The organism is Trichocoleus sp. FACHB-591 (assembly GCF_014695845.1).
Classification (GTDB): domain Bacteria; phylum Cyanobacteriota; class Cyanobacteriia; order FACHB-46; family FACHB-46; genus Trichocoleus.
The window spans coordinates 1-18,258 of the sequence record NZ_JACJPA010000069.1; the positions used below are offsets into that span (position 1 = coordinate 1).

Here is an 18,258-nt window from a genome sequence, read left to right on the forward strand (position 1 = left end):
CGACTCACCTACCGCTCTCAAAAAGCGAAGCAGAAGCTCCAAGCGGTTTAGTTGCAGATCCAGAGGGCAAGGAGTGACTTAATCAACATCCCTTTCTATTTCCGATAAGGTTTTATAAATAAGTCTATGCATCCTTCAATAGCCAATATCGAATATCACGCCCTTCAGAAATGGCTCCGATAACCTCAGTTGTGACTGACTGAGCAGAAACTCTTTCGCATTATGTTGAAAGTTAGCGTTCGCACTGGCAGCACAAAACCTAGGCAAAGCTTTGATATTCCAAAAATTTCAGATTTTGAATTAGATGTGCCTAGCGATCGGACTTGGGAAGAGGGGGTAAGGGGGCGATCGCTCAATTGCTCACTAAGTAAGCGTTTCGAGATTCTTCTGTTTGTAAAGAAAGATGCGACAAGACATAGCTAGCGGCTTGCGGTATAACGGTTCTCATCACCTACCGTAGATCACCTCGACCTTCAATAGATCGTCCCTTGGCGGTCGGTGTGCATGGCTTTGCTATGCAGCATCATTTCGTAACCAATTGATCACATCAGCTGCATTCTTATCAGGTGGAAAAACTGGATAGAAGACTTTGACAATCCGCCCAGAATTTGCGATAAATGTAACCCGTTTGATCAGTTGTTTTCCCTCAAACTTAAACATGGGCAACTTCAAGGCTTGAGAAAAACTCAGCTCCCAGTCGCTCAAAAGTTCAAAAGGTAAATGCAGGCGCTCTGCTGCTTCCCTCTGATACTCAGTGCTTTGTGTACTTAGTCCGAAAACTTGCACCCCCAAACTCCTCAACTCTTGGTGATGGTCTCGAAAAGCGCACGATTGTGGAGTACATCCTCTTGCACCAGGAATTAAATTCCATGCATCAGGTAGCGGATTTTCAGGCTGTCCCGTCATTGGGTAGCAGTATATTACGAGACGACCTGAGATTCTGGATAAATCAAGACTTCTACTCTGAGTTGAAAGTAAGTTGATGGACGGCAATAATTCTCCCAATAAATGGTTACATCCACCATCATTAACTGGGACAGGAAGATTTTTTGGCAACTCCGCAAAGCTTGCCATATATCCCTCGACTTTTAAGTTCAATATCTAACACTAACAGATGAGCTTGAAATACCATCTTTCCCTATCTGAAGCTTGATTTACACCCACGTTCTAAATTGAGGCGGACGAGGCATGAAAAGCCCGCTTGATTCATGACTCCTAGTTCGTGATGTGTAAATCTAAGCAAACGTGAGTCCTGGATAAGAAAGGGTGGGGACAAGGGGACTGAACAGTACCAAAAAATTTAGCAGCCCCCACCTATATTCAGCTTAGAAGAACGGTTCTGTGCCGTCGATGACTTCTGCCAAACCTTTTGGAGTCTATGGCTCAGCAATTGCTGAGCCATAGACTCCGGAAGCGGAAGAAACCTGTGTTGTGGTTAGAGTTCGCTTTACCCCATGTCTCTTAACCAGAACTCACGCTACTTTAGTTCCCACCTCCATTTGACCCAAGTCGCAAGTCCACCACCTTATACCTCCATGCGATCGCCCATTCGCTCGAGCACACCTTTGCACAAGACATCACCGATTGACATCCAATGCCACGTACTGACACAGGTTGTCACGTTGAGAGGGGAACCGAGAGTCGCAATCTATCACAGAGAGCACCCTTCGGCACCTTCTGCCACCTCCTGGCACAATCTGCGGATTATGGTGTTACTACCGCATCTTGTAAAGCGATCGCCTCCTAAAAACGCGACAACAACAATCTGTTTTTGCGCCATACCTAACGCCTCTCGTCGCGTGACGGTCGCGTGACTGCGACACTGAGTAGATCTACCCCATAACCATTGCAACAATTTTCGTCGCAGCTCAACTTTGACGCACTTCTGACGCACTCTTGATGCAGTTTGTGTGAATTAAAAAACCCCTAGCAATGCCGTACGGGGTGGTATAAGTAGCACAAAAGTACCAACGGAATCCTTCACAAGTTTATTCTAGAGCTGCTGGCAGCTTAGTTCAGCCCTGTCGCGATCGCACCTCCTCCCCATTAATCAGATCGTAATTGCTCAACCCAGTAGCCAATCTGTCTGATGAGAGGTAAGGGCACGGGCAATGGCATCAAAGGCAGAAATGCCCTGACGCTTTGCAGTGTTGACAAGCGAACGAACCTGAGCGAATAACTCCGCTCCCCAGTCCGAGCGGGAGTGTCAGGATTTTTGTGTAAACCAAAGCTAGAACCTTTGATTTGCCGTCAAATTTGCTTAATTAGACATAAGGAAATTTACACTCTCGTCCGAGCGGAATCCGTTCGTCACCTTGCGAAAGACGATGCTCCAGCGCAACGCCTGCTCACTGGCATTGTTAGTCGGCGGGATTGTCTCATCCGTCAAAAACAGCAACAGATGAGCTCGAATCTTTTGGTACCGTTTGAGCAACCGCTATCCCTCAACCGATTTTGGGTTCAGATTCAAGATCTCCCGCAGTAAGCCGCGAAATCGAGCGCAATACTGCTGAACGGTTGAGGCAGCCAGGGTGTGTCGTCGCCGTTGCAGGGCAATGGCTTTGAGGAGCAGCCATTTCATTCGTGGCGCAAACAACTCATCGCCCGCATCCATGGCATACTGACAATCGCGCAGTTGATGGGCTAGACACACTTGCCAGTCGTGCGCCGGATGGGCGGCTTGGGCACTGAATAAATCAGACACCCAAACCTGCGGTTGATGCCCAGCCATCACGGTATCAATGACCGTTTTGCCACGACTGGGACGAATCACATGCAAACACACCTGAGCGTTCTGAAACACCCATTCCCATTGGTTGGTCCCCTTCACTCGTGCCCCCGTCTCATCACTGCCGACCACACGAGCACTGCGTAAACGTTCGACAATCTTGGCCACCGGGTTTTCTAGCTGAGCCCGCACCCGTTGCAGGAGATTGGCAATCGCTCCTTCGGACAGGCTGAGACCGTAAAGGTCACTCATCAGCTGGCTCAGCCGTTGATAGCTGATGGCATGGCTGTAACGGAGATAAGTCACTAAACTTGCGACACTGGTGCCAAAGGGAGACCCTGGCTCCAAACCGACTGGAACAGGCGCTTCATACGCCTGCTGACAACCCTGACAAATCCCGCCGTAACGTTCCACTCGTGTGATGTGAGGAGTCATCGGCGGCAATTCAATCCGTTCGTAAATCCCGCTCAAGCGCTGCGTTGATAGATCCACTTCGACCCCACAGTGGGGACAGCTCTTGGCTTGAGCAACGACGACTTGATCCGGCTGTTGGCTCAATTCTCGCCCACCGTTACGGTGACTCCCCGTTTCCTCACAATGAAGGGAAGTTGACTGAGAACTGCTTTGATTTGGCTTAAAGCCCTGAGAGGGAGGCAAACTTGAATTATAGGAAGTTTTCTTGACCCGTTTTTGCTTCAGCTTTTCGACCTCTGAGCGCAACGCTTGCAACTCCTGTCACAGCCCTTGAATCAGGGGATCCTTTTCTGCGTGGCTCAGTCCATCTAGAGGGGGCAGTTCCTTCATGGCAAAAGCTTATCATCTTCTGTCAAAGGTCTGCTTAGGTCAACCTAGTTGAGCAATTACATCAGATCTTTGGGGTCCCAATCCACTCGCCGCCTTTGGGGTGCTTGCCGCTAACCCACAAGCGACCAGAATTCATGAACGCTCGCTCCATTAACACCTTTTCCCCCTACAAGAGCACCCTATGACTGCTGCCTGCTGACCCGTCTCCCTGTTGAGTGTTGACCGCTTGAACCCTAAAACTGAGGTTATAGGGTCTACAAATACTCCTCCATTGGCAAACACAATTTCCAGTTTTATCCGCAGGGCGATCGCTTTCCATCCGTCTTCATTTAGTCAATGCTCTGAATTTCCCCAGTCCATGACTCGTAGGTCCAACATTGCTGATGTCTCACCTTGGTTGGGATTGTTGTTCAAAGACGCGACCGCAGCAACTTGCTTTTGCACCATACCTAACGCCTTCTTGCCACACCCTTGTCACGTGATGCCGCGCCCTTGCCGTATTGCTCCGATCCACACCGTAGTCGTTGTGGCAAAATTGCCGCGCTGTAGCTTTGACGCACCTCTGGCCTCAATAGGTGAGCAATCTGCCTTCAGCCGCTTCTGTGTTTGATTGTTGCCACACTTCTGACGCAGTTGCCTCCCACCTGAGCAATTCACTTTATGGAATGAGATTCCTTTGATTGACTCCAGATCCGTTAGCGCTTTCTGTTACCGGATAGCTCAGCTCCAATCAGTCGGAGGCGAGATCGCTTTGATCGCGAATCAATCACCTATGTAATCCAATTGCCCCACTGCCGGTCCAGGAGGGATGAGAACGTACTCGCTAAACAGTACGACTGTATGGATGGGGAAGCTTGGGACGCAGGCTGGTTAGCCTAATTTGGCAACGGGGAAATTGATTGTAGTGCCAGCACCACCAAAGGAGAGAGCTAATGAGTAATGACCACTTCCCGGAAGGGCTAGTTTTGAACTTCCGATCCTCTAGAGTCGGTTCCACAGGCTTCTAAGCTCTCCCTCATATCACTTGAAACCGCTTCATTAAGCCAGGAATCTGATTCAGTCGTAGGCTCTGCGCCTGGATCACCCGCAGGAGATCCAATCTTAAAACGGGCAGGTGATCCAACCTCTGGCTCTATCTCTAAACGCTGCTGAAGTTGCCGCCGTTTCTCCTGTCGCCGTTGCAGAATCCCCCACACCTGCTGCCAATGAGCCAGATCCAGACTGTACACCCTGAGTTTCTCCCCCTCGTAGCCGGGATGGGAGCGAGACCAGTGCATGCTTAACTTAATGCCCATTTGGGAGAAGAGCTGGTGAATGATCTGAGTGTCACTCATCGCGCTGGTAATGGTGTAGTGAAGTGCGACTTTGATTGGCGCTGTCAGTGCTCGGGCGCGATCAGCGTAGGGTTTCAAGTCGTACTTGCACCACTGCCAACCAGAGCGCATCTTGGCAATGAGTTCATCCATGCCAATGTTTGAGCGCAGCCAACGCCGCAGTTCGGAGCCAGAAATATCCCAAGGGCAATACCCCTGGTTCCAGGTCGCCTGCTTCTCCAATGCTTTAGCACTGCGATCGCTCGCCACTTCTGGAAACAGTTGCATCTCCAGGTTGAGCAGTTCGCCGCGTCGTCTACCCTCTTTATCCCACAGCACATCTTCCAAGGTGAGGTGATCAAGGCAGTAGAACTCTTTGAAGTAAAACTTAGCGACCGCTAACGATTCTTCTCGCCCTAGCCCCTCCCTTTGTTCCAACATGAGAATTTCGCTGAACGTCAGCTCTTCTGCATTTAACATCGCTTGTGCATCTACTTCCTGCTGTTCCTGCCGAGCGATCGTCAGCAGCGCTTTTATTGCTGAGTTGTTTTCCCGGTCTTCGACGGTGACTTGATTGCCTTCAAATCGAAGCCGCACTAGTAGGGCATCCCTCAAGTGATACATGGCGAAGTTCTGTTCAGCAGCAATATGGCAAAACAGGTTGAGATGGGGATCACTCTGCCAGTCGTAGCGACTGATTTCCCCGGTAACATCTTCTTTTAAGCTGGAGCGAATCAGTTGAATGGTGGCCGTGGTGCGTTGCTGAAGATGGTCTTTGAGCTCCAGGACATTGGCAGAGCGGCTCACCTTCGAGAAGTTGCTACCTCGCTGGGCACACCAGACGAGGCGCTCCACCGGTTCCCGAACTCGACCCAAGGCTTGTGCCATATCTGCGTCGGTGCTGGAGGTTCCAATAAAAATGCCATAGACCTTGGTGATGATGCCTTGAGCCTCGATGCTGACTCCAGTTGCAACCGAAGGGGAACAGATAATAATGTCGTATTCGCTTCGATAAAGGACGACATCGGGAGTTTGGATAAACTCTCGTTCGCATTCTCCACCACTAGTTTCAGAGTTGACCAGTAACATGCGCTTGTGAGGAGCTTCTTTGGCAATCAGACGGGCGATCGCCTTACTCATCCCCTTGCTATCAGTGGCGATGAAGAGCACTTTGCCGGGTGCCAAGGATTGCATCTCTGCCAGCAGCTCTCCCATAATGGCGCTGCGGTCAGGCGAGCGAATAAAGCGCACGGGGTAGCCTGCGGGCTGATAGGCGTTACGGATTAAGAAAATGGGACTGTCATCGCCTCGCAACTCTTTCAGGTAATGCAGAGTCGCGTTGTCGAGATCAGCGTCAGCTACAATGACGCGACGAGCCACTCGGATCAGTTCGCGCAAGCGGGATAGCAGCACCGGACGTTTGCCATCCTTGGCACAGGTTGAACTCGTCAGCAGGTGGCGGATGACCTGCACCACTTCATCGAGGATCAGGTCACATTCACTAAACTTATTGGGATCAATGCTGAGTAAAGAGTCTACACACAGCCCGACGCGCAGGGTATAACCAGCTCCAGTGATAAACTCTCCCTTGACCTTATCGAGATCCCCTTTGTAGTCCAGTCCTAAGCGGGCGGAGAGGTTGCGCATCAGCGCGATGCGGTGTCCTCCGGCGATCGCTTTTTCAGAATCTTGGAGTAGCGCCTGAATTTGCTTGGTCTTCCCGGTGCCTTTGGCACTCGCGATCGCCACAATGCCGCTGTCAGGAAGATGGTTGAGGACCAGAGTAGACAGGTCAGCAGTGGTGACTTGCACAAAGGCAGGGTAGGTCAGCCGATGCTCTAGGCGTTGCCAAATCAGCCAGTGTTGCAAAGGCAGTGCCTGGTCATAAGCGCTTTGCCAAGCGGCAGCGCCACAGCGCACGATCAAATCATCGACACCTTTGCCTTGAGGCGCTTTCCACGTTGCGACACTGACTAAGTTGCCTGCTTGACCTAGCAATCCTCCCAAGCGATAGAGTGCCACGGACACTCGTCGTTGAGTGGCTTCCTTTTCATCCTGGTCAAACGCCAGAACAAAGCGGCGATCGTTAGTCGCAAATCTGGCAGCATCGGGAATTAACCGTCGAGTGCCATCGAGTAACTTTTGATAGCCGCCGTTGACCCCGTAGAACGCCAAGGGCACGAAACCCTGACTGAGTAGCGAGAGCGCCTTTTTACCACCTTCAGTGTGGACCATGGGAATTTCAGGGTGGGCCTTGAGCCAATCCCAGAAGGAGCCAGACAGAGGGATTTCTACGCCATAGCGACGACCGATTAACTGTCGAATTTCAGGTGGGACTGGGGGGAGATAGGCACGGGAACCATTGCCGACAGGAGTTTCGTATTTCTGAGTTTTGCCTTTGCTATTCTGCCGGGGATGACTCAGTTTTGCCTGCCAGCAAGAACCATCTTCATTGATGAGTAGCACTGCATACAAATTGGTACGGGCTTGATACCCAAAGCGGGTCACATGCCAATTCAACGCTTCGTGAATGGGATAGGCGACCTCACCACCCGGGAGCGATTCAGTATCGCCAACCAATCGGGTTGCAACGTGGTACAGGCAGGGCGCGATCGCGCTACCTTTTACAAATTCTTGCTGAATTTGCTGAGCAAACTCTACCGGAGAACTATGTTCTTGTCTTATAAGGGGGTTCACATTGCTTCTTTTTGCAGCAGAGCCCTTGAAAGCAACTTTTGTACCCAGAGTAAACATTATTGATCTCCCTACCTTTGATGGCTTGAGGGAGAAGTTCCCATGCAGCAGCTAGAGATGTTTGCAGAAGTCTTGCCATATCTGCCAAAACAACCCTAAAATTAAGCAAGATAAAATAGATTATGCTTATTGAAAACATAATCTCAACTACATGGCTTCTCCTGTAGTTATCTCTTGGACTCTTTAACTTGGTGCTTGGCTGGCGGACAAGTTAGAGTCCATAACAAGTTTCAATTCAATAAAACCACTGCCCTCCAAAACTGTTCTGGAGGGTTTCTTTTTGCTTGCCTCTCCTCCCTGTTACATACGTCAACATGCAATCAGCAGATCCGAAGGGTAGTGCAACCAATAGATCTGAAGGTAGCCCAAAAGGTTTAGAGAAAAACCTTTCGTTAGAGTGAATCAAACTAACTGCTCAAACGTTATTGGTTGAAAGCTCAAGCTTTTATCTTGACTTACTCAAAGTCGAAAGCTTTACCCTTCGACTGCAACATATTAAACATCGAAAACTATAAAACACAAGATGCTGAAATTGACTCTGACATGTGAATACGCCGGAGTTACAGGTGGCTTATACGCCGGAGTTACAGGTGAAACTATACGCCGGAGTTACAGGTAAACGGATAGCTATACGCCGGAGTTACAGGTAAAACTATACGCCGGAGTTACAGGTTGATTATTCAAACTCAGACTCAGCAAACAAAAAAAATTAGCATGCTCTAAAACTATACGCCGGAGTTACAGGCAAAACTATACGCCGGAGTTACAGGTAAACGGATAGATATACGCCGGAGTTACAGGCAAAACTATACGCCGGAGTTACAGGTAAATCCTCTAAAAACGTACGCCGGAGTTACAGGTGCTTTGTTACTTAAGTTTACATAGTTGTTTCAAAGTCAGTTTCTTCAATAAGGTCAAAGGCTTTAAACTCATAGAACACAGCATTCCAGCGCGATCGCTGCTAGAATTTGCTCAGGCTCAGGGTATAGATAGTGAGTGACAGTGAAGCGCTAACCTTTCCAATTGATGGGCAACTTCTGATGGTGTTGCCGAGGGCAGGGGCTTCGATTCACAACCCAGATGTGCAGCTGCCAATTCTTCGCTCTGATCCAGAGGGCTACTACCTTGAGATGCGAGTGGAGCCGGATGCTTCTGATCTAAGTGAAGTGGAAGTAATCCGCCGGATGCCCCTTGCCGATCTCTCAACCGAGGAATGGGAGGAATTGAAAGCGCAGTATGCCAAGTTAGATTTGAGGGACTGTGTTGACCAAGGGCTCAGCAAAGGACTAGAGAAAATTCAAGACCGGAAAATTCAACGTTTATTTATGGCGTTGCTGACGTTCCTCAACCCACGTCAGGTTGCGATTATCCTCTATCTTTATAAAGAGGCTGCCTGTCAGCAGACTGGAGCAACCGTTTCGTTCCGCTCAAATGACTTGCTGGAGAGCCTCGGTTACACTCGCACCAAGGATGGTGGATTTGCTTCTAAGGTGCGATCGCAACTCAACCGAGATTTGGTTGCTCTACACCGTACTGAGCTAGTTTTTGCCCAGTCACTCCGTAAAGGAGAGAATATTGGTGCCAAGGTCACGATCAAGAGTATCTTGCGGATTAAAGATTTTGAGATTGATCATGTCCCTCGGGATTTTGATCTGGTGAAAGCGGCTGACTATACCTATGAGTTAGCGGATGCTTACACGGTAGCTCTGGAGTTCTTTGATGGACCAGGGCGTACTGGGGACTATGTGTTGTTTGCGAACGATATTGACATTACTCAGAAGTTAGGCAGCAACGCAAAAAATGACTACAAGACTAAGTTGCTAGTTTACCTAGCTAGCCGGATGAAGTGGGACGTCCCACAGGATGGTCAATACCTAGTCATCTCAAAGCAATATCTATTCAAAAATCTTGATCTCCTAGGAAGCAACCTTTCGCGCAATAATCAGATCTTTTGGCGTACTGTTGATGAGTTGAAGCAAGAAGGTTACATTTTGGGAGCCCAGGAGTTACCTGGTAAGAAAAAGACTGCTAACGTTCAGTTTCAAATTAACCCTGAAAAGTTGCGTTGTCCTCATTGATCTACTCCTACGACTTGAATTTGTGAGAGTAGATAGTTAATTCAATCTTTTTGAATCGTGGCGGGGTCTGCAAACAAGGAAAGCTGCTCTATTTCCTGAGAGACGAGAGTTTGCTCGACCTCAGCAGCGATCGCTTCGAGTTCTTCTGCTAAATCTTCAATGGTCGGCAAGCTGCTCTGAAACTCTTCGGGTAAGGGTGTGCCCATGTGGTAAGTGGAAATTCCAATGGGTTTATGAACATCGCGCAAGGCATACTCCGCCACTGTTTTGCTCTTGGTGCGGCAAAGGATGATGCCGATTGTGGGTTTATCTTCAGGACTTCGCACCAGATCATCAACAGCTGAAACATAAAAATTCATCTTCCCGGAAAACTCGGGCTCGAATTCCACCACCTTCAAGTCAATCACCACAAAACAGTGCAGGCGAAAGTGGTAGAACAACAGGTCGATTTTGTATTCCTTCTCATCCACAATCAGAGGGTACTGGCTACCCACAAAGGAAAACCCAACTCCCAACTCCAGCAAAAACTCGCGAATGTGTTGAATCAGAGCAGTTTCCAGCTCTCGCTCCAGTGCCTCTTTGCCTAGGCTTAGAAAGTCGAACGAGTAAGGACTTTTGACAAGCTGCTGGGCTAGTTCAGACTGGGGAGCAGGGAGTACCCGGTTGAAATTGGTGATCGCATTGCCTTGGCGACGGTAGAGCTGGCTATCAATCTGATGGATTAAAACGTTGCGGCTCCAGCCATATTGAATCGTTTGTTGGATATACCACATCCGTTCCTCGGCAGTCTTCACTGCATCCAAAATCCGCACATTGTGTCCCCAAGGAATTAGTGCAACAACCTGTTGCACAATTTGCTCATCTGGGTAAGCCTCTGCCAACGCCCGCATGTAGAGTAGGTTACGGGCTGAAAATCCTTTAATGTCTGGGAAGGCTTTATGGAGATCCGTGGCTAGCCGGTTGATAACTTTCGCTCCCCAACCTTGTTGCTGTTGTTGGTAGAGAATCTCTTTGCCAATCTGCCAATACAGGAGAATCAACTCTCGGTTGACTGCGAGAGCGGCTCTGACCTGAGCGTTCCGGATGCGCTCTTTTAGTTCCCTGAGAAACTCCTCGTAGCCCAACTTTGACAGGTCGTTATCCATTGATGTCTTACTTCCACCCTGTTGATTCTAGCGGATAGGGGGATTTAACCTTGTTTAGTTCGAGTGAAACCTCTGTGTTTAGGGCCTCAGGGCGATCTGATGGGGATGGGCTTGCCGTCCTGTCTCTCCTTTGCTTTTAACCCTAGTGGAAGCTTGCTTGGAAATCCACTAGGACTAAACTGAGCGATCGCAAGCAGCAGCTCCTGGACTAAGACTCATGAGTGCGGTGTGGGGGCTTCCCCATTGAGTGATTAACGCACTCAGCATCCATAGGACCATTTAGCTAAGTATTCCAGCCCCAACTGAGAAGGAACAGGCCACCCAAGAAGGCTTCTGCAACCACACCACCCATGTTTTTAATTGTGACACTGCGATCGGCCAGACTCGACAGCAAACGTACGGCTGCGGCTGCCAAGGAAGCGATCCCCAACACTGTAAAGGCATCTGCAGACTGCAACCAGAGGCAAGTGGCTCCCAAACCCAGAAGGAAGCTGCCCAAAGTGGAACGAATTTCAGAAATACCCACCGGAGCCACCGGTTGAATGCCGACAAAGGCAGCCATCGTCTTGGGGAAGAGCAACGCAGCTACGCCCAGCAGCATGAGGCAGCTAGCAGCTAGATTCGGCGCGATTTGAGTAAAGGTTTCAACAAGCAAAAGATGAAAATCAACCCTTCTATTTGGCGTTTCCTAGCCGAGAATCGGGTACTGTCGATTGGTAGAATTCCTTCATCCTGCAATGCCCCAATCCACTGCGCTTTCCTATAGTCTGGGCGTTATCGCCAGTCTCGTGCTTTTGCTGCTACCCCTGCAACCTTGGATTCCGGTAGAGCTGAGCTGGATAGAGACGATCGCGGCAGTGAGCTATGCGTGGAGTGTTTGGTTGCTGGCCCAGAATAAACCCATCGGTTGGTGGATTGGACTCGTGGGAACTGCGCTTTATGGCCTCGTGTTCTACCAAGCCCAGCTATATGCAGAGGTGGGGTTGCAAGGGTTCTATTTCATCACGAGCATCCAAGCCATTTACATCTGGTGGCGTGGGGGACACAATCAGACCGAGAAGCCGATCGGGCATGTTTCATGGCGGGGACTGCTGATCACAGCCGGGCTCGCGATCGCCGCAGTTTTTGCCTTGCGCTCCTTCCTGATCGCCATCCGAGGAGCCGCACCTTTCTGGGATGCCTTGACCACCGTGATGAGTCTGGTGGCGCATCTCTACCTCATGGGCCGCTATGTGGAAAGCTGGTATCTGTGGATCACGGTGGATGTGATTTATGTGCCCCTTTACGCTTCCCGCAACTTGTATTTGACGAGCCTGCTCTATGGCGTTTTTAGCTTCATGGCCTTCAGGGGCCTGAGAAATTTCCAGCGCCTCGAGCCAGAACAACGATTGCAGGCCACTGAGCAGTAGTATGAAACTGGGGATTACCGTCGGCAAGTTCTATCCCTTCCATCGAGGCCATGATTACCTGATTCAGCAGGCCAAGGCGCAGGTGGATCACTTGGTAGTGCTGATTGGGTCTAAACCCACCCAAGCGATTCCAGCCGCAGTTCGAGCCAACTGGATTCGCTTGCTCCATCCCGACGTAGAAGTCATCGAGGTCGCCGAAGACATTCCGGAGGCACCAGAACCTTGGGCGGCGAGAGCCTTAGAAGTGCTGCAAGGACGGCAACCCCAACTCGCCTTTACCTCGGAAGCGTACGGAGAACCTTGGGCCAGCGGTATGGGAGCTAGACATGTGGCGATCGACCCACCCCGCTGCCACTTCCCCATTTCTGGCACGCAACTGCGCCAAGATCTCTCCACTCAGTGGCCGATGCTTACCCCGCCTGCCAAAGCTTACTTGGCCAAACGAGTCTGTGTCCTTGGCGTCGAGTCGAGCGGAACCACCACATTAGCGCAGGCGTTAGCTCAGCATTACCAAACCGTTTGGGTGCCCGAGTATGGTCGCTGGTATTGGGAAGGACGACGGTATACACCCCAGGCACAGCAATGGGAGAGCTACGAGTTTGTACACATCGCCAAGGGACAAGCGGCCTGGGAAGCAGATCTGGCGCTGCGGGCCAATCGGCTTCTAGTTTGTGACACTGATCCGCTGGCGACCTACGTTTGGCATCGCCGCTACTGCGGCACCTACTCTCCAGCAGTGGAGCAGATTGCCGACCGTCGCCACTATGACTTGTATCTCTTAACCGTGCCTGATTTTGGCTTTGTCCAAGACGGCACTCGAGAGGGAGAAGCGATTCGCTTAGAGATGCACCAATGGTTTAGAGAAGTGCTGATCCGGAAGGGTAAGCCCTATATCACCGTGGCGGGACTCCCTGAGGTCCGCATGGCCAGAGCGATCGCCGCTATCGATCCCCTTCTCGTCTTTCCCCCCCTAGCAGATCCGTAAGCAGGGGCGATCGCACCCCACAAAAAACTTCCCCGTCGAGGAGGCAGCGGCTGTTGCCAGGAAGCGGATTAGCCCACCACCTTGTCCCCTGCCGCCACAGTAGCTTGAATCATATCAAAGGCAGCCGTGACAACCGCTTCAGCTTGCTTCTTGATCACGTTGGCTTTTTCCGCCACGGCATCTAACAGTTCACCTTTGTTCATAGAAATGGCTAGACCTCTCTAGATCAATTGCTGCGACTATAATTCAGGTTTCAGGAAGCGATCGCCCTTAGATGGGTCCAAAGGGCAATTCCTGATCAACAGCGGCGTTGTAGCCAGACTGTATAGCGACCTGTACACCACTCATGATCTAGGTTTAGTTATTAAAGCGCAACGAGAAGAGATTCTCAGTTGGCCAAAGCACTGCAGCAAGTAGGCTTCGATTACTCACTTGGAGCACTGGAAGAGCATCCCACCCAATACCAATTGAATTTCCATACTCAGCATTGTGGCTTTGGGTCCCCTTTATGTATTTGCACCTAAATTCCTCTTTCGACTCTTAGGCTCCCTTGGTGATCCAGGGCGCGATCGCTGCAGCTAGTAACGTCAGGGCAACGGTTCAGAAAACTTCTAAAGCCCAAATCACCCAAAATGAGTATGAGTCTAGTTATTATTGTTAGACACTGGATTCAACTCTTTCGGCTGAATTGAAAAAGTTCCAAAAAGTGATTGTGTGGTTTGGATATCGGCTTGACACTATTGTGATGCTAGCTGAGAAATATGGATCAGAAAAAGAGTTACGAGATAATCATTGTGGGCTCCGGCAACGGTGCTTGCGGGTTCTTAAGTCACTACATTCAGGCTAATGCCAACAATTGCCGCCCTCAGAAAGTGTTGGTGATAGAGGAAGGGGTTAGTTTCTTCGAAACCAGCGACATTGCCCATCAGAATAACTGGACTCAATCCTATGGGCAGGAAAACATTTTCAAACTGCACAATGCGCTAAATCCTGATGACATCCCTATCATATCGGGGCGTGCGTGCACAATGGGCGGTGGGGGACCTATTAACTACACAATGATTCATGAGTCGTCTGAGTGGCTGAGTAAACACGTTGGTAAGACGATTGACTACTGGGATCAACTCAAAGTTGAGCTGGACAAGAAGTTTAAAAGTCCAGATCTCCCACTAGACCAATCACCTGTTACAAAGCATGTCCTGCGAAAAGCTCAGCAAGTCGGCTTTCAGTCCAGCATCTCTCAGAGTGACATCGATGGAAATCGTACCGTGCCCAGTTACCCTGAGGGCAATGCTAATTTACTCCATGTCTTTCCCACACAATTCGATCAGTTTGGGCAGCGCACTTACAGTGGTGTATCGTTCGTAGATTGGTTCAATCAGTGTGTGGAGCTTAGAACTAGATGTAGAGCTGTGCAACTGGTGTTTTCAAACGATAGTGGGGACAATGCACGCTGTGTAGGGGTGCAGGTGGAGGATCTCGACACTGGCAAGATAGAGTGCGTATCGCTGGCAGCCGATCATGGAAAGTTGATTCTATGTGCAGGTGCTGCGACACCCCGACTGTTGTTGCCTCACAAGGAGAGACTGCGGAACGACGAAATTGGGCAGCATGTCAGCGACCACATCTGTATGCCACTTGGCCTCTATGTCCTAGACCAGGAAATTAAAGTGACAGGACGGGATTCTTACATTCCTGTGTTTGCGACTACGGTCACACAACCTAAACAAGTCGAATGTGCAACAGTCTGTTGCTTCGATTTCTTCGCAGGAGAGTTTGAGACACTTTCATACTTCATCTCTCACTTGTACCTAACTTTCCTGCTGCCGAATTGGCTCAAGAAGAGCATGCTTAGAACTCCTTGGCTGTTTTGGTTCACCAAGAGTTTGGTTAGACTGTTTCTCTTATCGGCTAACTTTATCATTGAGATTGGTGTGGGCTTTCACAATCTCCGTCACGGTAAACCGTGGAATCAGGCAGCAAATCTGATCACTGCCATCGTCAAGTTTAATCCTGTCACCGAAGGTTCCTACTCAAGTGACAGCTCTCAAATTACACTTGGCTTCTTCGCTGAAAGAGAACATTCACACTGTAATCCGGATAAAGAAGTAGCTAAGAGTGTGATTACTGAGCAACTAGCCCTTTTGAATAGCCTTGGGGAGAAGCCGAACTGGCTCTTTAAAAGTTTCTTTCGCTTGTTTACAAAAATTCCTTACGAGGAGAAAGAGGTTGAGCACTATGTTGATGTGTATAGCAAAAGGTTCTTGTTATCTGAGCAGCATTTGTCCGGGGGATGCTTGTTCGGTAAGGCAATTGATACAGGTCTTAATAATGAGACGGATACAGGTAGAGTGTTTGGCTCAGCAAATGTGTATGTGGCAGATTTAGCGTCTGTTCCCTTACCTCGGATCAGCCCCCAAATGACTGCATATCTCATTGGTTTCCATGTTGCCAGAATGCTATGTAGCGATAATAGTTGAGGCAAGTCTTACAGCACATCTAAAGAAGAGGTTCCTTTTAGAACTGGCAAAGAGAAGCTATTATCACTTTCAACATCGGCTATTTCAAGTCGAAACCTGTTAATGCTCCAAAGTTCACCATCCTGTTAGACCACAGTTATCACTTTGATTGAGGGGTTGTGGAAGGTATATCCCTAGATTATGACGGCAATCAGGTTCCTAGCTTGCTTCTCGAAGGGCATTTTCGACGAAGTTCTCAAAACAAGAGAAGGTAGCGTAAGGAAAATCTAGATTTGTGCCAGCTGTAGCAAGGTGGATAATCGAACACTCAAATCGAGTACTGTCAAACTCTAGTGAAGAACTTTGAGCAAACTCTATCTCCTGTAACGACCAAGCTTAATCTGCATTTCGTCAGGCTGATGCTCAAGAGATTAGCATCTCAACTAGATCCCAAATGCGTTCTATATCACCGTGGTGGGACCCCATGAGGCGCATATGCTTCAGAGCGATCGCGGCAATCAATCCTCTCCTTGTCTTTCCTCTCCTAGCAGATCCTTAAAATCGCCACGATCGCCTCTCCCAGGGAAACAAAAGTTTTTAAGCAATGACGCGAAAGGTCAAGTTAACCCGGGGAGCGACTCGACGCTTCGTCTTCGGTACTTGATGCTGCCAGTTGTGTTGGGTTGTCCCTCGCATCAGCAGAAAGCTACCCGAGGTGAGCGCCAGTTCCTGCTTCTGAGTGGGTTCTCGCCGATGCCGCAGCCGGAAGCGTCGAGTTTCACCCAGACTGAGAGAACCAATGACGGGATTGCGTCCTAACTCTGGTTCATCGTCACTATGCCACCCCATACTGTCATTGCCATCACGGTAGAGATTGAGCAGCACACTATTGAAGCGTACTCCTGAAACTGCTTCTACTTTTTCCTTGAGATCAAGCAGCAGAGGAGTCCAGGGAGTCGGATGCATCGTCAGACCGGAGTAACGATAAGATTTTCCGGCATCTCCATACCAAGCGGTTAGTCTGGGTTGGAGCTGCGATTGCCCGTAGAGGGTGATCGCTTCGTGTCGCCAAGCGATCGTTTGCCTTAATTCAGTGAATAGGCGATCGCACTCTGATAGCTCTAGAAAAGCAGGGTAAAAGACAATCTCCGCGTCAGGTAGTGGGAGTGGGACAGCGAGCCTCATACAAACCAGTCGCTCCTTGACGAGTGCCAGTAATCCGCAGACGCAGACGGTCCGAAGGAGCTACGGTCAGCCCCCGTCGAATCGGTCGGATCGGCTTAGGGTTGACGAGGGCTAGCTCGAGCTGGGACACCAACTCGAACAACACCAGCTTCATCTCAAACAAGGCAAAGGCCGACCCAATACAACGGCGATCACCACCCCCAAAGGGCAAATACTCATAGGGGGAAAACTGCCGCTCTAAAAACCGCTCCGGTCTAAACTGTTTAGGCTCTGGGTAGACTGCTGGACGGTGATGCGCTAGATAAATCGAGGGCATGATCAGCGTTCCCGGTTCGAGGGCGTAGCCCGCAATCTCCAAAGGCTGCTTCACGACCCGAGGAAACGCACTGAGGGCAATCGGGTAGAGCCGCAGAGTTTCTTGACACACCGCACTGAGGTAAGGGAGCCGCGCGATCGCCATTGGGTCCGGCGTGGGTGGCAACCCCTCTATTTCTGCGAGCAGCTTGCGGCGTACTTCCGGTAGGAAGGCAACCCAGTACAAAGCCCAAGCCAGTGCCGAGGCGGTGGTCTCATGTCCTGCAAACAAAAGCGTGATCAGTTCATCTCGTAACTCGACCTCACTCAGCGGTTGCCCTTGGGGGTCACGGGCTGCCATCAACAGGGTCAAAATATCTGTGCGTTCTGGCTGCGGTTGAGCCCGACGCTCAGCAATCTCAGCGTAAATCAAGGTATCCACTTGCTGGCGCAGTCGCAGAAACCGTCCCCAAGGACTCCAAGCCCCCCAATCTTGCTGCATGAAGGGATAGAACAAGAACATGGCTCCCCAGAGAGAGCTGAAGCCATCGAGCATGCGAGTCAGCACCTGCCGCAACTGCTCAGCGCGCGGACCCGCCTCTAGACCAAACACCGCTTTGAGAATCACCTGCAAGGAAATCGATTGCATCGCTGGTCGTACCGCAAAGGTAGTGCCTACGCTCCAGCCACTTCTCACTTGGGTGGTAATCTCCTGAATCACCTGCACGTAGGAGCGCATCCGATCGCCATGAAAAGGAGGCATCAGAAGCTGGCGCTGACGTTGGTGCGCTGGGCCTTCAAGCAGGACAATGCCATGCTCACCGAGGAGGGCTTGGAGAATTTGGTTGCCTCGTCCCGCGCTCAGCTGTTCTGGTTTGGCGGTGAAAATGTCTTCGAGGGCTTTGGGGCTACTGAAATAAACCAAAGCGGGTTGGGTGTCTGGGGGACTCAGATCTTGCACCAAGGCTTAAAAGGTGGCAGAAAGGGCGTGAAACTAATAGACCGCAAGAACAATGGACATTCTTGCCCACGCCCAAGAACTAATCTATCACTTGCTCGATGGGATGCCGACTCCCTACCAACGTCAAAGCCTGCAAGCTTTGC

13 protein-coding genes and 1 pseudogene are annotated in these 18,258 nt (G+C 50.2%); 6 read left to right on the forward strand and 8 right to left on the reverse strand.

All coding sequences use genetic code 11. The features are described from left to right. Nucleotides 1-513: 513 nt before the first annotated feature. Entirely contained in the window at nt 514-1,074 is a 561-nt protein-coding gene (locus H6F90_RS12600; protein WP_190552818.1) for a peroxiredoxin, read from the reverse strand. Nucleotides 1,075-1,454: 380 nt separating this feature from the next. Here H6F90_RS12600 and H6F90_RS12605 point away from each other — a divergent pair, with 380 nt between their 5' ends. After that, nucleotides 1,455-1,814: a hypothetical protein gene (locus tag H6F90_RS12605; protein ID WP_190552819.1), complete on the forward strand. Its 360-nt coding sequence runs from the start codon at nt 1,455-1,457 to the stop codon at nt 1,812-1,814. A gap of 446 nt (nt 1,815-2,260) precedes the next feature. Here H6F90_RS12605 and H6F90_RS30650 read toward each other — a convergent pair. After that, nucleotides 2,261-3,163: pseudogene (locus H6F90_RS30650) on the reverse strand (IS66 family transposase). Between the two features lie 727 nt (nt 3,164-3,890). On the opposite strand from H6F90_RS30650, the gene H6F90_RS12615 reads away from it, so the two are divergent. Then, a complete protein-coding gene (locus H6F90_RS12615) occupies nt 3,891-4,142 on the forward strand; it encodes a hypothetical protein (protein WP_190552820.1) in 252 nt (83 codons plus the stop codon). A gap of 349 nt (nt 4,143-4,491) precedes the next feature. Here H6F90_RS12615 and H6F90_RS12620 read toward each other — a convergent pair whose 3' ends face one another. Continuing rightward, entirely contained in the window at nt 4,492-7,542 is a 3,051-nt protein-coding gene (locus H6F90_RS12620; RefSeq protein ID WP_190552821.1) for a plasmid replication protein, CyRepA1 family, read from the reverse strand. A gap of 1,049 nt (nt 7,543-8,591) precedes the next feature. On the opposite strand from H6F90_RS12620, the gene H6F90_RS12625 reads away from it, so the two are divergent. Next, nucleotides 8,592-9,677 carry a hypothetical protein gene (locus H6F90_RS12625; RefSeq protein ID WP_370588006.1) on the forward strand — a complete coding sequence of 362 codons (1,086 nt, stop codon included), beginning with the start codon at nt 8,592-8,594 and terminating at the stop codon, nt 9,675-9,677. Between the two features lie 41 nt (nt 9,678-9,718). Here H6F90_RS12625 and H6F90_RS12630 read toward each other — a convergent pair whose 3' ends face one another. Together H6F90_RS12630 and H6F90_RS12635 are read right to left on the reverse strand one after the other, a co-directional pair. Further along, nucleotides 9,719-10,822 (reverse strand): YhcG family protein, encoded by a 1,104-nt coding sequence (locus H6F90_RS12630; RefSeq protein ID WP_190552822.1) that lies wholly within the window; start codon nt 10,820-10,822, stop codon nt 9,719-9,721. A gap of 283 nt (nt 10,823-11,105) precedes the next feature. Beyond that, complete coding sequence (locus tag H6F90_RS12635; protein ID WP_255524994.1) at nt 11,106-11,477, reverse strand: DUF4345 family protein; 372 nt, start codon at nt 11,475-11,477, stop codon at nt 11,106-11,108. A gap of 82 nt (nt 11,478-11,559) precedes the next feature. Between H6F90_RS12635 and pnuC the strand changes: the two genes are divergently transcribed. Together pnuC and H6F90_RS12645 are read left to right on the forward strand one after the other, a co-directional pair. Continuing rightward, a complete protein-coding gene (pnuC, locus tag H6F90_RS12640; protein ID WP_190552824.1) occupies nt 11,560-12,231 on the forward strand; it encodes a nicotinamide riboside transporter PnuC in 672 nt (223 codons plus the stop codon). Between the two features lies 1 nt (nt 12,232). Beyond that, nucleotides 12,233-13,216, forward strand: a complete 984-nt coding sequence (locus H6F90_RS12645; RefSeq protein ID WP_190552825.1) for an AAA family ATPase — start codon at nt 12,233-12,235, stop codon at nt 13,214-13,216. A gap of 68 nt (nt 13,217-13,284) precedes the next feature. Here the strand turns inward: H6F90_RS12645 and H6F90_RS12650 are convergent, their stop codons facing one another. Then, nucleotides 13,285-13,419: an HU family DNA-binding protein gene (locus H6F90_RS12650; RefSeq protein WP_190552826.1), complete on the reverse strand. Its 135-nt coding sequence runs from the start codon at nt 13,417-13,419 to the stop codon at nt 13,285-13,287. Nucleotides 13,420-13,977: 558 nt separating this feature from the next. Between H6F90_RS12650 and H6F90_RS12655 the strand changes: the two genes are divergently transcribed. Next, on the forward strand, nt 13,978-15,696 hold the full coding sequence (locus H6F90_RS12655) for a GMC oxidoreductase (protein WP_190552827.1): 1,719 nt from the start codon (nt 13,978-13,980) through the stop codon (nt 15,694-15,696). Nucleotides 15,697-16,272: 576 nt separating this feature from the next. On the opposite strand, the gene H6F90_RS12660 is transcribed toward H6F90_RS12655, so the two are convergent. After that, a complete protein-coding gene (locus H6F90_RS12660) occupies nt 16,273-16,860 on the reverse strand; it encodes an alpha-ketoglutarate-dependent dioxygenase AlkB (protein ID WP_190552828.1) in 588 nt (195 codons plus the stop codon). Then, the gene (locus tag H6F90_RS12665) at nt 16,829-18,115 is read right to left on the reverse strand and encodes a cytochrome P450 (RefSeq protein WP_370588007.1); all 1,287 of its coding nucleotides are present in this window, start codon (nt 18,113-18,115) and stop codon (nt 16,829-16,831) included. The genes H6F90_RS12660 and H6F90_RS12665 overlap by 32 nt, the downstream gene beginning before the upstream one ends. Nucleotides 18,116-18,258 lie beyond the last annotated feature (143 nt).

What these genes read in the sequence shown, in the direction of transcription:
- H6F90_RS12660 (WP_190552828.1), bottom strand. Translation starts at nt 16,860, where the DNA reads ATGAGGCTCGCTGTCCCACTCCCACTACCTGACGCGGAGATTGTCTTT.
- H6F90_RS12645 (WP_190552825.1), top strand. Translation starts at nt 12,233, where the DNA reads ATGAAACTGGGGATTACCGTCGGCAAGTTCTATCCCTTCCATCGAGGC.
- H6F90_RS12655 (WP_190552827.1), top strand. Translation starts at nt 13,978, where the DNA reads ATGGATCAGAAAAAGAGTTACGAGATAATCATTGTGGGCTCCGGCAAC.
- H6F90_RS12630 (WP_190552822.1), bottom strand. Translation starts at nt 10,822, where the DNA reads ATGGATAACGACCTGTCAAAGTTGGGCTACGAGGAGTTTCTCAGGGAA.
- pnuC (WP_190552824.1), top strand. Translation starts at nt 11,560, where the DNA reads ATGCCCCAATCCACTGCGCTTTCCTATAGTCTGGGCGTTATCGCCAGT.
- H6F90_RS12650 (WP_190552826.1), bottom strand. Translation starts at nt 13,419, where the DNA reads ATGAACAAAGGTGAACTGTTAGATGCCGTGGCGGAAAAAGCCAACGTG.
- H6F90_RS12615 (WP_190552820.1), top strand. Translation starts at nt 3,891, where the DNA reads ATGACTCGTAGGTCCAACATTGCTGATGTCTCACCTTGGTTGGGATTG.
- H6F90_RS12600 (WP_190552818.1), bottom strand. Translation starts at nt 1,074, where the DNA reads ATGGCAAGCTTTGCGGAGTTGCCAAAAAATCTTCCTGTCCCAGTTAAT.
- H6F90_RS12605 (WP_190552819.1), top strand. Translation starts at nt 1,455, where the DNA reads ATGTCTCTTAACCAGAACTCACGCTACTTTAGTTCCCACCTCCATTTG.